Source organism: Streptomyces sp. NPDC104761 (assembly GCF_055583445.1).
Genome location: NZ_JBVJNZ010000001.1, coordinates 1162775 through 1178177, shown reverse-complemented (window position 1 = coordinate 1178177; position 15403 = coordinate 1162775). Strand labels below are relative to the sequence as shown.

The 15403-nt window shown below is 72.4% G+C and carries 3 protein-coding genes; 1 reads left to right on the top strand and 2 read right to left on the bottom strand.

Features of this window, described 5'->3' with window-relative positions:
• Positions 1-130: 130 nt before the first annotated feature.
• Together ACZ63F_RS05300 and ACZ63F_RS05295 are read right to left on the bottom strand one after the other, a co-directional pair.
• Entirely contained in the window at positions 131-442 is a 312-nt protein-coding gene (locus ACZ63F_RS05300) for a hypothetical protein (protein WP_046730425.1), read from the bottom strand.
• Between the two features lie 59 nt (positions 443-501).
• A complete protein-coding gene (locus tag ACZ63F_RS05295; protein ID WP_469708871.1) occupies positions 502-1386 on the bottom strand; it encodes a hypothetical protein in 885 nt (294 codons plus the stop codon).
• A 169-nt stretch (positions 1387-1555) separates the two neighbouring features.
• Here ACZ63F_RS05295 and ACZ63F_RS05290 point away from each other — a divergent pair, with 169 nt between their 5' ends.
• The gene (locus ACZ63F_RS05290) at positions 1556-15379 is read left to right on the top strand and encodes a hypothetical protein (protein WP_469708869.1); all 13824 of its coding nucleotides are present in this window, start codon (positions 1556-1558) and stop codon (positions 15377-15379) included.
• The last annotated feature ends 24 nt before the right edge of the window (positions 15380-15403 follow it).

Genomic DNA, 15403 nt, shown 5'->3' with positions numbered 1-15403 from the left:
CCAGAGCGGGGCCTTTCTCCCCCCCGGTGGGCCGCCCCCCCTTGGGAGGGTCGACCCCCCCTCTGCGGCGCCGAGGGGGGGAGGGGGCCCTCCCGGACTTCCCGGGAGGGCCCCTTCCCACGTGCGGGGGTTACGAGTTGTTCTGCAGGCTGCTGCTGATGCCCTGGTCGAACTGGATCGCGTTCTCCTTGATGCCGTTGAACATCTCCGAGAAGTCGTTGATGCCCTTCACGGCGGCCAGCAGGCTGGTGTCGAAGTTGTTGTAGGTCGTGCGGATGACCTCGCTGGACTGCTGGAAGACCATGCCGTCGTCGACGAGGGTGTTGACCCGGTTGCGCAGGTTGCTGAGCACCGGCAGCAGGTTCTCGTGGGCGTCGTGCAGCAGGCTCACGACCTCCTCGATCTTGTGGTAGTCGAGGTTGATGCCGTTGTAGCTGGCCATGGGGTTCCTGTCCGTTCCTGTCGTTCTCGAAGGGGGTACTTCTCTGAGGGGGCGTCGGGCTACATGACGGGCCGGGTGCCGCCCGAGCCGTGGCCCGAGCCGCCGCCGCCCGAACCGCCACTGCCCGAACCGCCGTCGTCGCCCGGGTCGCCGCCCACCTTCTGCCAGTCCGGCTGGTTGCCGTTGGCGTCCTTGGGGCCGCGGGTGTACTGCGTGGTGTCGCCGTCACTGCCGGTGGTCACCATCGTGCCGCTGCCGTCGGAGTTGAGGTTGGTCTCCGAGTGCACGGTGCTGCCGTCCGGGTACGAGGTGTCCGTGGTGTAGTGGTTGCCGTCGCTGGAGTAGTTGGTGACCGAGGTGTACGTCTTGCCGTCGTAGGTGACGGTGGACTCCTCCTTGATCACGTGGTGCTGGTCGTCGAGCGTGAGGTGCGTGTGCACGCTGCCGCGGTCGGTGGTGATCGTCTGGTCCAGCGGCGGGTCGCCGGGGTCGGTGGCGGAGCAGAAGTCCGGCATCGTGCCGTCCGGTCCTGGCACGCACTGGTCGAGGTGGGCCTGCTTGTAGTCCCACAGGTCCTTGTCCCGGAAGTAGTTCTGCAGGCCCAGGTTGCTGCCGGTGATGCCCATGCCCTGGGCGAGTTCGGAGTCGAACGACAGGAACGCCTCGCCCACCGAGCCGAAGGCGTTCGCCAGTTCCTTGAGGCCCTTGTCCGCGTGGGACATGGTGCTGCTCGCGTTGGAGTAGAAACCCGAGAGCGCGTCGGCGAGGGTCTGGTCGCCGAGGACCGTCAGGGCCTCGGCCGAGGTGTATCCGTCGTAGTCCGTCTGGCCCAGCCGGGAGAACGTGCTGTTGTCGAGGAGCGGACCGATGTCCCCGGCCAGGTTCTCCAGGTCCCGTTTGGCGTCGTTGAGGACGTTGTACTCGATTTTCAGGCCATCGGCCATGGGGGCCTCCCAGTCACGACTCCGGTCAGTTGGACCACGCCGCACACACCTCGCCGGTTCACCCGGAACGGCGGCTGTAACCCAGATCACGTGAACCACAGCGGCCGCTGTGGCGTGGTCCGTTGGGGAGGAACCGCCCCGAGCCCCGCAGCTTCCGGGAGGAACCCGTATGCCACGCCCGACCGACTGGAACGCGATCGGGCTGGACAGCGACCCCACGCCGGGCGACCCGGACCAGATCCGGACGCTGTCCACCGAGCTCAACCACCTGGGTTCCGAGGCCCGCCGCATCAGCACGGCGATCGACGCGGTGATGAACACCGCCGGTGACAGCGTCTTCGTCGGCGAGGCGGCCGACGCGCTTCGCGGCAAGGTCAACGACCGGCTGCGCGGGCACATCGAGGACGTGGCGCAGTCCTTCGAGAGCGCGGCGACGGCGCTGACCACCTGGGCGGACAAGCTGGTCGACCTGCAGTCCCGGGCCGACGGGGCGCTCAACTCGGGCCGCGGGCTGTCCGAGGACGACCCGGACCGGGAGACCTACGCCTCCACGGCCCGGCAGGCCGGCACCGAGCACGGCGAGGGCGCCTCCGCCGCGGCGAGCAGCATCTCGGGTGTCTCCAACATCCAGCTGCCGATCTCGGAGTGCCAGATCTTCTGGGAGGCGTTCCAGTGGCTGGCGATCATCCTGATCGTGCCGGCACTGATCTTCGGCGGCCCGATCGCGCTGCTCGCCCTCGGCGTCAACCTGACCCTCTTCATCAAGACGATCGTCGACTTCGCCAACGGCAACGCCAGTTTCCTCGACCTCTTCCTGGCCGGCCTCGGCATCCTGGCGCCCACCACCAAGGCGCTGCCGATCTTCCAGATCATCGGGAAAGTCGCGACGAGCGCGTTCGCCAAGGGGTTCGCCGACGTCGCCCGGGGCACCTTCCAGGCCCTGCGCAACCTGTTCACCAACGGCTTCCGCCCCACCACCCTGCTGCTCGGCCTGAAGGACCTGGTGCGGCTCGGCAGCACCTGGGTCTACAAGGGCGGCCTGTGGGTGCTGGACGGCATCCACAACCTGCCCAACATCATCAGCCACGGCGTCAACTCCGTCAGCCTGACGATCGTGCAGGGCTTCAAGGCGATCCCCGGCTTCGTGCGCGGGCTGCCCGAGACGCTCTCCCGGGGCTGGCAGGCCACCAAGGAGTGGGTGGGGCAGGAGTTCGGCGGCACCAAATGGCTGCGGATCTTCCTGCCGGTGGACGCGGCGGAGATCGGCGAGTACGGCTTCGCGCGCGCCCTGCGCATCGGCCTCTTCGACCGCGGTGTGCTCGGGCAGCACGTCTTCGGCGCCCCGATCACCAGCGGCATCGGCCGTACGATCAGCTCGGTCCCGGTCGACCCGCGCACCGTCGACGCCCTGGTCGACATGCCCCGCATCCAGCTGAACGAGGTGCGGTTCGGGGCGGGTTCGGGGCAGAGCAGCATCCGCAACCTCGACCTGAACATCCCGAGCACCCATCTGGACGTGACGTCGACGCTGCGGCCGCCGTCCCTGAACCTGGGCGACGTCGGCGCGATCGCCCACCGCGGCAACTTCGGCGTGCACGCGGCGCGCACGGTGGACGCGCTGGTCGACATGCCGCATGTGCAGCTCGGCACCGTGCGCGTGGAGAACTTCGGCGCGCTGGGCGGTCATTCGGGGCTCGGGGTGAGCGCCGGCGCCACGCCGACCATCACCACCGCGTCCGGCCTGCACGTGCCCGCCTCGGCCGGTGTCCCCGGCGCCAGCCACGGCATCACCGAAACGCCGGTGACGGCCGTCTCCGGGGGCGCCCACACGACGCTCACCGGGCTGCCCCCGGCACCGGCGAGCCTCACCTCGCACGCCGAGGTGCTGCTGCCGGGCGGCGCGCACAACGCCACCCACACACCCGGCAGCACGGTCCTCACCGGCACCCACGGCACGCCGCCGCCGGTCGCGTCCTCACTCGGCGACCTGCCGACCGCCAACCCGACCGCGGGCACCCCGCACTCCGCGTTCACCGGCACCCCGGGCGTGGGCGCCGTGCACGCGCCAGGCACCCCCGGCATCGGCGCCGCCCACACCACGCTCACCGGCACGCCCGGCACGACCATCGCCCACACCGCGCTCGACTCGGCACCGGCGCCCGGCGCGCCGCACGACGTGACGGCGCCGCACAGCCTGCTCACCGGCCCCACGACCGTCCCCCACCCGTCCCCGACCGGCATCGGGCACGGCGGACCGGGCAGCGTCGACCCCGGGGTGTCGGCCTTCGACCTGCTCGCCGGCACCCGCCACAACACCCCGCACTCCCCCGTGACGCCCGGCGCCGGCGACGCCCTCACCGAACGCACCACCAGCGCCCTCAACGCCAACCAGACCCGCCTCCACCTCGACGAGCTCGTCCACCAGCCGGGCTCGCCGCGCCCCGGCACCCCGGCGGAGCGGCTGCCGCACGGCTCGCCGTCCCCGGCTCCCGGGACGCCGGACCGGCTCACGACCGGCACCGGCGGCACGCACGAGCCTGCTCCCGCCCCGGTGGGCGGCGCCGGGCATCCAGGTCCCGGCGGCGACCCCAGCCGCTCGGCCCTCGACCTCGTCGACACCGGCCGCAGCGCCCGCACCACCGACACCCCCGCCTTCGCCGGCACCCCGGCCCACACAGACGCCGACAAGGGCCTGGCCGGATCGGCTTCCGGAACATCCGGGCATGCCCCGGAGCACCTGCCGGAGCAAGGCGCCGCATCCACGTCCTCGGCCTCCGCCGACACGTACAAGCTGCAGTTCGACGAGTCCGCCCTCGGCCATACCGCGCACGACTCCGGCGGGGTCAAGGTCGTCACCGACAGGATGAGCGCCCCCTACCTGGGCGGGGCGAGCGTCGACTTCGTGAACACGGCCGAGAAGCAGGGCTTCACGATCGACATGCCGTCCGGCTCCGCCGGCCACGGCGGCGACGCCTTCGACGCCGCGCCCGCCGCCGCCCACTCCGACGGCTTCGACGAGCTCCTCAAGGACTCCAACGTCGTCAGGGTGCCCGGCGACCACCAGCTGGCGGTCAAGGCGCCGCGCGGCGGCACGCCCGAACTCCACGGCGCCGCGGTGACGTCGGGCCTGTACACCGTGGAGAAGCAGGGCACGGGCTTCGTCGTACGTCAGCTGGACACCGTCGGCGGCACCGTCGTGCACAGCTGGACGTTCAAGCGGCTGGGCGGCATCCGTCTCGCCGAGCAGACCGTGCGGTTGGACGACGGCCCGTTCAGCGGGGTGAGCGTCAGGGTCACGGACAGGTCCGTGGACTCCGTGAGCGACGGCGCCGGCACCTGGCCGGCGAAGCTGGGCGGCGAGGACGAGATCGTCATCGCCTCCGCCTCCGGCAGCCACGTCTACAGCCGCTCCACCGGCGACCTGCTGCGCACGATCACTCCGGACGTCACCCTTCCCCCGCGCCCGGCCGGACTCACCGGCCCGGCCGCGGACAGCTGGGACGCCACCGCGCACGCGGCCCGCGGGCACATGGGCAAGGCCGCCACCGACAAAGAGACCAAGCTGTTCATGCAGGGCGTCGTCGGCGGCGCCTTCACCTCGAAGAAGGGGTACGGCGGCTTCGTCAAGCCCACCGCCCTGGAAGCCAATCCGGGCCTGGCGGGCAAGGTCAAGCAGTTCAACAAGATCGCCGGCGACCTCATGTTCGAGGGTCCCAACCAGCGCATGACCGTGTGGCGGGGCGTGTCCATGGACCCGCGGGCGGCCCAGGCCGACGAGTTCGTCGAGCGGCTGCCCGCCTCCACCTCCAACAACCGCGAATTCCAGGCCGAGTGGGCGAGGAACGGGGTCAACAGCAACCGCGTCGTCTTCGAGATCGACGTCCCGGCCGACCACGGCAAGCTCGCCATGGCCTATCCGCCGGGATACGAGAAGGCCGCCGACGACGCCCTCGCGCTCAACCAGGACCAGTGGGAGGTCACCCTCTCGCCGACCCGGCTGGTGCGGACGGGACCTGCCCGGGTGGAGGAGGACGGCATTACCGTCATCCCGGTCCGCGCCGAGCAGATCCCGGACGGCCAGCTCGACAGGCTCATCAACGAGAAGTGGTCCGGACTGCAGTCGGGCGAGGCGTTCGAGGACTTCGGGCGGGCCTTCGGCCAGGACGCGATCCGCCGCTGGGAGGGCCTCGGCGACGCGGTCGTACGGGAGGGCGGTGACGGCCCGAACGTGAGGACGTTCACCGTCGGCAGGCCTGGCTACGCGGACGAGATGACCATCACGGTCACCCACAAGGTGGACGACAACGCGGTGTCCGTCACGATCGGCGGCGGCGACCGCACCTTCACCAGGGAGTGGAGCGGCACCGGCTTCGACGACCTCGCCGCCGACCTGCGCGGACACGTCCTGCACAACAACGAACTGCTCAGCTCCCTGCCGACGCCGACGTCCTGGGGCAAGGAGCTGCCGAGCCCGGCCCACCCCACCACGGCACACACGGAGACGCCCGTCCCGAGCCCGACCCGGGGCACGCCCGACACGGAAACGGCCCTACCGGGGGCCACCCACGGCGGTCCCGACACGGAAACGGCCCTACCGGGCACGGCGCACGGGACCCCTGACACGGCGCCCGCGCCGCGGCCGGACACCCCGCGTGCCGGTGGTGGCCAGGAGCTGCCGGGGCGGGGAACGCGGCTCACCCCGGCCCAGATCGAGGAGGCCTGGTTCCGGGACGGACAGCGCGTCGACGCGTTGTTCGGCCACGCGGACGACCCGCTGCGGCAGGCCCGCCGCGACGCCTGGCGGGACCACGTCCAGGCACGGTACGACCTGGGCCGGGCCGAGGAGGACCTGCTGCCGCACGCAGGCCCCGCGGGGAGCTCCAACGGCCCCACCGTCGCCGAGATCCGCGCCCGCGACAGGTTCGACACCGCCCGGCAGCAGTACGACGCCACCCACACCCGTCTGACCGACCTCGGCGTCAACCCCGTGCGGATGGAGGCCGACCTCTCCGCCCTGCGGCAGCTCAGTCTTAAGGAGCGGCCCCGCGCGCTCGGCGGCACGACCCTGCCCGCCGACAGCGCGACTCCCCCGCCCGCCCACTCCGCTCCGGCCCTCCACAGTGAGACGGAGGCGGCCGCCCCGCTGACGCCTCCGCAAGAGCTCGCCAAGTCGCTCGGCGAGCACACCGAGGCCCAGCGCGGCGTGCAGCAGGCCGAGAGCAACCTCGCCGGCGCCAACGCCGGCGCCGGCGACAGCCAGCGCCAGGCCCTGCAGGCGGCCCTGGACAGGGCGAACGACGAGGCCTCCCGGATCGCGGTCCGCCTGGACGATGACATGACGCAGGCGCTGACCGACGGTCGGCTCTCCCAGCGCGACCTCAACCTGCTGGTCGACCAGTTCGCCGGCGCCGGCGAGATCCAGCGGGCCCTGCGGTTCCAGGAACACGCCCTGAGTCTGGACGCCCAGGCCCGGAGCGCGCCCGAGGCCGCCCACGCGGACCATTTCATCAGGACCGGCCGGGAGATCGAGGAGCAGTCGCTCGAACTGCGCGGGCTCACCCAGCAGTTGGAGGACCTGGTCAAGGCGGGCAAGAAGTCCCCGCAGGAACTCCAGGCCCTCGCCCGGACCCTCGACAAGGCTGCCGGCAACCTCGACGCCTCCCTCAAGGGTTTCGTCAAGGACGCCGCCGAGCTGGGCGGGGTCTACACCCTGCGCAACGAACACGCCCCCGTCTCCACCGTGGCCCACGAGCTCGCCAGGAAGGTCGACGACGCCGTCAAGGCCGCGAGGCCCGGCGACTCCATCGCCCTGAAGGGCTTCCACGGCACGGAGTTCTCGATCTCCCGCCTCCAGCGCGACATGCCGGAGATCGCCCGCCACCTCCGCAGCAACAAGGCATACGCCGAGGTGCACACCGGAAACCAGTGGAAGGCCGAACTGCCCGGCTCGCAGGAGCAGTGGAAGAAGGTCTTCCCCGAGTTCGAGGACTTCGAGAAGCTCTCCGACGCGCAGAAGACGCACTTCGTGCAGGAGCTGTCCGAACGCAACATCACGCAGTTGCGCCGGGACGTCGGCGAGCTGCTGAACAGCCTGCCGCCGGCGGAACGCGCACAGTTCGAGAAACTGCGGACCAGCCTGCAGAACCTGCCCTACCGCATCAAGCACGCGACTCCCGCCTACCACGCCATCGCCAACAGCGGTGTGATGTCCTCACAGGGCGACCTGACCCGACGGGGCATCAGGTTTCTCGCGTCCGGAAAGAGCACGGGGAAGAACACCACCAACCTCGGCAACGACGACTTCGTCTTCTTCCGAATGGAGGCCGGCGACAAACCGATGGCGACCCGGTACGGGCCGACCACACTCGTCTTCGACGCCAAGGTCCTCGAGGAGCGCGGCGGTTGGGTGTCGCTGCACGACCAGCTGCACCCGCTGGACCGCGAGACCATGCGTGACCTGAAGTTCGGCGACAGCACCGTCCGCAGCGCCAAGTACGACGAGGGCTTCGACAAGATGGGCGAGCGGGCCCGCTGGACGTACGAGTATCCGGGCGGCGGTGGCTCCCGCACGGTCTCCTTCGACCAGGAGGTCTTCCACGGCGCGCACGTCCAGGAGGCGCTCGCCCTGTCCGTGGTGCGCGAGGTGCACCTGATCGGCGGCGGTTTCAAGGACGACGTCCTCAGGCTCGCCGCCCAGGGCGAGGCCGGCATGGAGCAGATGGGCGCGGTCGTCTCCAAGCTGTACCGGCCCGAGGCCAAGTTCGGTTCCGGGCTGCCGATCAACCCGTTCTCCAGCCAGGTCGAATCCCGGTGGCCGAAGCCGCTCAGGGTCCACGACCCGGAGGGCGACGGACGCTACCTCGCCGACGGCACGGTGGACCCGGCCGCGCGGGCCGCGGGCAAGGCGTTCGACGAGGCGTCGGACAAGGTGCGCCAGGCCGACAACGCCGTCGTCAGCGACAAGACGAGCGCACAGCGCCACAACCTCAAGAAGGCCCAGCCCCTGGCCGAACAGGCGGTCAAGCTGACGCAGCAGTTCCACGACATCGCCCAGGGCGCCCGCAAGGACATGGCGAAGGGGCTGCTCGACGAGCGGACGAAGCTGCTCGAAAACATCAACGGACGTATCGACGCCCTGAAGCAGAAGCCCGACCCGAACGCGGTGCAGGCGCGGCCCAGGCCGGGCAAGAACCAGGGCGCCGGGACCTCCTCGTCGGCCGCCGCGTCGAACGGCCCCAACCTCAGCGAACTCCCGCAGACGGCCGAGGACGCGCTCAAGGCGGTGCAGGGCATCAGCGAACCGATGAAGAAGATGGTCCGCGCACTCGCCAACTCGGACGGCTTCCGGTCCCTGCCGGACTCCAAGGTCGGCGCGCAGACCACGGCCGCCGTCGACCTCGGCAGGAACGCCTTCGACAAGGCGTTCAAGCACCTGTCCAAGGCGAAACTGGTCTACGGCGACACGGCGGGCCTCCACTTCACGGAGGAAGGCCGCCGACTGTTCCTGCCGCCGAGCGCCGACACCAAGGCAGCGCCGCCGTCGGGGTCCGGTGCGACCGACGTCCACACGCCCCCTGCCCACGCCCAACCCGAGCTCCTGCACATGCCGTCGGGCCCCGACACCACGGCCCCCGCACTCACCGGCGACGGCCTCCCGTCCCACGGCCTGGACACCACCTCCCCTGCGCCGCACGACCTCGGCACCGGCTCGCCGGCACCGCACCACGCCGGCACGGGCACCGTGTCCCCGGCTCCTCACGACCTCGACACCAAGACCTCGGCACCCGACGACCTCGACACCAAGTCGCCCGCCCCGCGCCCTCTCGACTCCGAGACGCCACCGCCGCTGGTCAAGCAGGGCGACACGGCCCTCTCGCATTCCTCGAACCACGGCGCCGCCGCGCACCCCCTCGACGCGGAGCCCACGCCGCCGCACCTCTCCGACACGACCACACCGCACCGTCCCGCCGAGACCGAGACGGAGACCTTCCAGCCGCACCCACTCGACACCGACACGACCACACCACACCTCGCCGACACCGAGACACGCACATCCCACCTCGCCCCCGACACCACCCCGCCCCACCTCGCCGACACCGAGACACGCACACCCCACCTCGCCGACACCGACGCGGCCGCACCGCATCTCGACGACAGCCACCCGGCCGCTGCCCCCCACCCCGGCGACGAGGACTTCGCCTCGATGCCGCCGAGGGACGACACACGGCTGGGCGGCGGCCGGTCCGCGCGGCCGCTCGGTGACGCCGTTCTCGACGACGTGCTCGGGACGCCCCGCCGGACCGGCGACACCAGCGGGACGACGGCGGCGCCCGGCACCGCTCACCCGGCCGCGCCCGACCTCCTCGACCGGGCCGCCTTCCGGCGCAGCACCTACCGCGAGAACGGCATCCGCGCCCGTTCGCAGATCCGGTACGTCGACCGTGCTCTCGACGCCTTCCACCGCATCCCCGCCGATCAGCTGGCGCAGCGGGCCGAGGCCCTCGACAACCTGGGGGTCGCCGCCCGGCGCTTCCTGGAGGACCGCCCGGACTCGGTCCGCCGGGCCGGCGTGGAACAGCTGCTGAACCAGGTGCGGGCCGAGGCGAACGCCTACCGGCTGCTCGACGACTTCCGGCGGCTCAGCGGTGACGGGGACGGGCTGGCCGGCCGCACCCGGGCCGCGCTCGCCGCCGGCGGGGCGACCCCGCACACGCACACCAGGCTCCAGACGATGCTCGACCGCATGGACCGGTCCGCGCAGGCCCAGCGGCAGACCGACGCCCTGAGCCTGCTGGACGGCACCCCGCCGCTCCGGAACACCGGTGACAGCACCCTCGCCGCACCGGCCCGGCCGGACGGCGACACGACCCCGCCGGCACCGGCCCGCCTCGACGGCGACAGCACTCCCGCGGCACCCGTCCGCCCCGGCACCGACACCACCCCCGCCGCACCGGCCCGGCCGGACCGCGGCAAGGGCCCGGCCGTACCCTCCCGGCAGCCCGGGGAGACGCCGTGGGCGGAGGATTCGGCGCGGTTCGACGAGTTGCTGGGCGGAGACGGCCGGCCGTTCCGCGAGGCCTGGGTCGAGCTGTCGTCCGCCCGGGTCGAACTGAACCGGGTCGAGGATCTGCGCGCCGCGCCGGGCGGAGCCAGCACCTCACGGGGTGTCAACGAGTACGACGTGCAGCTCAACCACGAACTGATCGCCGCCCAGGACCGGTTCCGCACCGCCTACACGAACCTCCAGGACCTCGGTGTCCAGCCGGCCGAGATCGAGGCCCGGATCCGCGAGATCGAGCTGGGGGCCACCCGGCGCGGCGCGACGATCGGCGCGGGCAAGCTCGACACGCTGCCCGACACCGCCCCGCCCGCGGTCAACCACGTCGCTCTGAACAACTCGGGCGTGAGCGGGCCGAACGGCCTGACCATCGAGCGCAGCGTCGGCCAGGACGGCACGGTGACGCTGCGGGTGGTCGACCAGCAGTCGCACCCGGATCCGACGCGCACGGTCGTCGCCCGCGCGGACGGCGGTTTCGACGTCCGGCACACTCCGTCGGACAGCGTCGACACCTACACCGCGAACGGCGACCGGATCGCCTACGACATGCCGCTGCGCGGGGCCGACGGCGGGCCGACGGGGCTGCGTCTGCACACCGGCATCAACGGCCACGGCGCCCGCCAGGCCCTGGCGGTGCACGGCCCCGGAGCGGACCGGCTGACCGCCTTCCCGCTGCCCGGCGACGCCACGCGTATCACTCATCTCGACACCGGCGCCACCGAGCGCGTGGACGCCCTGGGCCTCCGGATCGACGAGGGCGTTCAGCTCACCGGCCGGGACGGCGTCCCCGCCGGGACCGACCGGGTGCTGGCCGGCGACGGCGCCGGCGTCCACGTCACGGATCTCGCGGGCAACCGGCTGGACCTGCGGGTGCAGCACCTCGGCGACGGGAACGGCGTCAGGGTCACCGACGAGACGACCGGGGTGTCCGTACGCCACGACGGCCAGGGCCGCCTCCAGGAGACCGGTGTCGCGCTGACCGACCCGCGGGGCACGCGCGGGGAGCGGTTCCTGGCCGACGACGGCACGGGCCGCTTCACGCTGACCGACGCGGCCGGTGACCGGCAGCCCCAGACGGTCACCGCGCTGCCCGACGGCTCCGGATTCCGGGTGACCGACGAGACGAGCGGCGCGACCAGCAGGTTCACGGGCGACGGCCGCTACCAGGACACCGGCCTCGCGCTGTTCGACCCGGCGACGAACGCTCGCGGCGGCCGGATCGTCGTGCCGGACGGCGCGGGCGGTCACCTCCTCACCGACGCGGCGGGGCAGCCGCTGGACCATCGGGTGGTCGCGGTCGAGGGCGACCGGCCGCGCACGATCGACGACGCCACCGGCGAGTCCGTGCTGTACGACGCCCAGGGCCGCCCGGTGAGCACCTCGATCGCGCTGGCCGACCCGGCCGGCGGCCCGCGCGGTGCCCGGTTCGCCGAGCCGGTCGAGGCAGGCGGCCACCGCCTCACCGACGCCGGCGGCAACCGGCTGCCCGGCACGGTCACCGCGCTCCCGGACAACGGCGGCTTCCGGACCGTGCACGGCACCGGCCACCACACCTTCGCGCCCAACGGCGACTTCGCGGGTGACGGGCTGCGGCTGACCGGGCGGGACGGCGCACCGGCCGGGCATCTCGACCGGCCGCTCGGCGGGGCCCCGCACTGGCTGGACGACACCTTCGCTGCCGACCCGGCGCGGGCGGTCACCTTCGACCCGGCCGGCCGCATCGAGATCGCCCGCCCCGGCGGCGGCCACCAGGTCTTCGACCAGCACACCGGACAATTCACCCAGGAGACGGTCCCGCTTCCCGGCGGTGGTCACCAAACCACCCTGGCCGACGGGACGTTCACCCGGTACGACGGCCACGGCGCCGTCACGGCCACCGGCACCCCGCTGCCCCCGGGCCACGGCGGACGCCACCTCGTCGTGACTCCGCCGACCGCGCAGCACCCCGGCGCCTGGCTGGAGGACGCGGCCAGCGGCAGGCTCGCGCACTGGGACGCCGTCCAGCGGCCCGACGGCACCACCAGGATCGCCTTCGCCGACCCGACCAGCCCGCGGGACGGCGAGTTCGTGCACCTGGCCGCCGACGGCAGCGTGACCCGGCAGGGCTTCAACGTGCTGGACAACGGGCGGCGCACGGACCACCGGTACGTCGTCGACCACGTCGCGAGCACCTGGGAGCGGACCACCAGGTCCGGCGAGCCCGTGGCGGCCGGGGCCTTCCACCACGGCACCGCCGACCTGTCCGGCGCAGCGGGCGGCCACGTCAGGCTGCTCAGCTCCACCAACAAGCACGTGCCGGTCTTCGAGCGCCGGGTGCTGCCCGGTGCCTCCGGCGACGTGGTCGACTCCTTCCGGCGTACCGACACGATCGGCTTCGCCCGCACCAACCCCCGTACCCACTGGGTGCGCTGGGACGACACCGGCACTCCGGCCGGCACGGGCAGCCGGCACTACGACACCGCGGGCACCGGCTGGCGGGACACCGACGGCTGGGGCCGCACGGTGCGCGAGTACCGCGACGGCCTGCAGAAGTTCAACGGCCGGACCGGCCACACCCTGGGGATCGAGGACGGCAACGGCGGCTGGACCTGGCACCGTTACGACGGCGACGGCAGGGTGATCGCCTCGGGCCCGCGGACCCGGGAGCGCATCGGCAGCGGCTGGACCGACCGCACCGCGGACGGCCGGATCGCCCAGCAGCAGTGGGGCATGGCCGAATGGCCCGAGCGGGCCGGCCAGTACCAGGAACACGCCATGAACCCGGCCGACGGGACCCTCCGTGCCACCTGGGAGCGGCACTCCCCGCACGGCAAGGAGGTCGGCAGGCGCGAGAGCCTCGGCGACGGCTTCCTGACCACCGACCGCTGGCGCGAGCAGCGTCCGCCCACCTGGATCCGCACCCGCTGGCTGGCCGGCGCCGAGCACACCCGGCCGCCGTACGCCCATGTCCGGGGGGACGACACCTACCAGCTGTTCACGTGGACGAAGGAGGCGGGCGACGGCACCACCACCTCCGGGGTGCGCTATGTCGCGATGGACGGCAGCGCTCTGGACCTGGCCGCTGACGGCAGCTTCGCCCGGTTCAGCGGCAAGCTGCACGACGGCACCTCCCTGAAGGTGGGCGACCACGCGGCGCGCCCCGACCACGCCCCGGCCAACCCGGGCGACCTTCCCTGGCAGGCCGGCGACCTCAGGGGCTACCGCGAGCAGCTGACGAACGACCCGCAGGGCAGGCTCTGGCGGGACGTCCACCAGGACGCCGGCGGCGTCACCCGGACCGCCCGCGAGGGGCGCCCGAACGGGGTCGTGCGGGAGTTCACCGGTGACCGCACCTGGGTGGACCGGGACCCGCACGGCAACCTCGTCGGACAGAGCCACGCCAACCCGGACGGCACCGCCGGACGGGTGATCCAGGGCTCCGGCCGCGCCGACTCGGGCCGCTGGACCTGGCGCGAGCTCGACGCACAGGGCACCGAACTCGGTAGCGGCCGACGGGAGTTCTTCCGCGGCTCGAACGACTCGCGGCTGCCCTGGGACGACTCCTACCGGGACTACGACGGCAACGGGAACCTGGTCCGCGAGCGCCGGATGCTGGACTCCGGCCGGTACGTCGACGCCTGGCGGGACGACCAGGGCGACTGGCGCGTCAGCACCCACGAACGCAACGGCACGCCCGTCGACGTGGGCGACGGCGCGCAGGTCCGCCGCTGGTGGAACGGCCGTGCGTGGCAGGACCGGTGGACCGACGGCGCCCGCCACTTCCGTGACGAGCTCCGCGTGCCCGGCCAGGACGCGCCCACCGTCCTGCGCGAGACCCCGCTGCACAACGGCGGACCGCTGCGGGTGCGGGCGTACAGCACGGCCGTCACGCAGAACACCCCGGCCGGCTCGGTCTGGAAGGAGTTCGACCACGGCAGCGTGGTGCGGGAGCGCAAGGCCGACGGCGGCGGGTTCCTGGAGACCGACGCCTGGCGCGGCCAGTGGAACCGTTACGGCAGGAACGGCGACCTGATCGCCCAGCGCACCGACAGCGGCCTGGTGTTCGAGCGGGACAGCTTCGGCCGGATGCGGCTCACCGGCAACGAGTACGACTTCCGCGGCCCGCTCACCGAGATCCGCGGCTGGGGCCGTACCACCCGTGAGGCCCAGCGCATGCCGTGGTCCGGCACGCTCCTGCCGGACGGCAACGCGGCGCTGCGCGAGGCGCGTTACGAACCGTACTGGCAGTCCGTGGCCAAGAAGGCGGCGCTGGAGTTCGGCCAGGAGTTCATCCTGGAGTTCGGTGCGAACCTCGCCGTCAACGGGATCGTGGCCGCCGTCCAGAACAAGCCGTTCACCGGCAAGGACGCGCTCAAGTCGTTCGCCAACGCGGCGGTCGGCGCGAGCATCAAGACGGGGCTGAGCACCGCGGTGCACGAGAGCCGGGTCCTCGGGTTCGAGAAGCTCGGCCGGTTCAAGTCGGGCATCGCCCACATCGACGGCGGCAAGCCGTGGACCCGGCGTCCGCTCAACCACGACAAGACCTGGGTCAACGAGTGGGCGGGCAACGAGACGCCGACCCGCTGGCGGGGCGGTATGTACGACTTCTCGTTCGGCGTCCTGAGCAGTGCGCTGTCCGGGTGGGTCAACGGCAGCATGAACGCGGCCGTGTGGGGCGTGACCGACGCGGACGGGCAGACCGTGAAGCTGCACGGCGGGGACGCGGTCTGGGAGGGCGGGATCAACGCGGCCGCCTCGGTCACCACGGCGGCCACCACCGGCCTGGTCAAGAACGTGTTCGTGATGAGCGCGGGCGGCCGGCTCTTCCACCGCCAGGGCTTCGCCGACTTCTGGATCCAGCTACCCTTCAAGATCTTCGAGAAGACGATCCAGTCGCTGTACCTGACCAGTACGTACCGTGCGAGCATCAACCCCACGTACTACCAGGCACCGTGACCCGGCAGCGGCGAGCACCGAGGA

Coding starts and splice junctions, on each gene's coding strand:
- ACZ63F_RS05300 (WP_046730425.1), bottom strand. CDS start 442: ATGGCCAGCTACAACGGCATCAACCTCGACTACCACAAGATCGAGGAG.
- ACZ63F_RS05295 (WP_469708871.1), bottom strand. CDS start 1,386: ATGGCCGATGGCCTGAAAATCGAGTACAACGTCCTCAACGACGCCAAA.
- ACZ63F_RS05290 (WP_469708869.1), top strand. CDS start 1,556: ATGCCACGCCCGACCGACTGGAACGCGATCGGGCTGGACAGCGACCCC.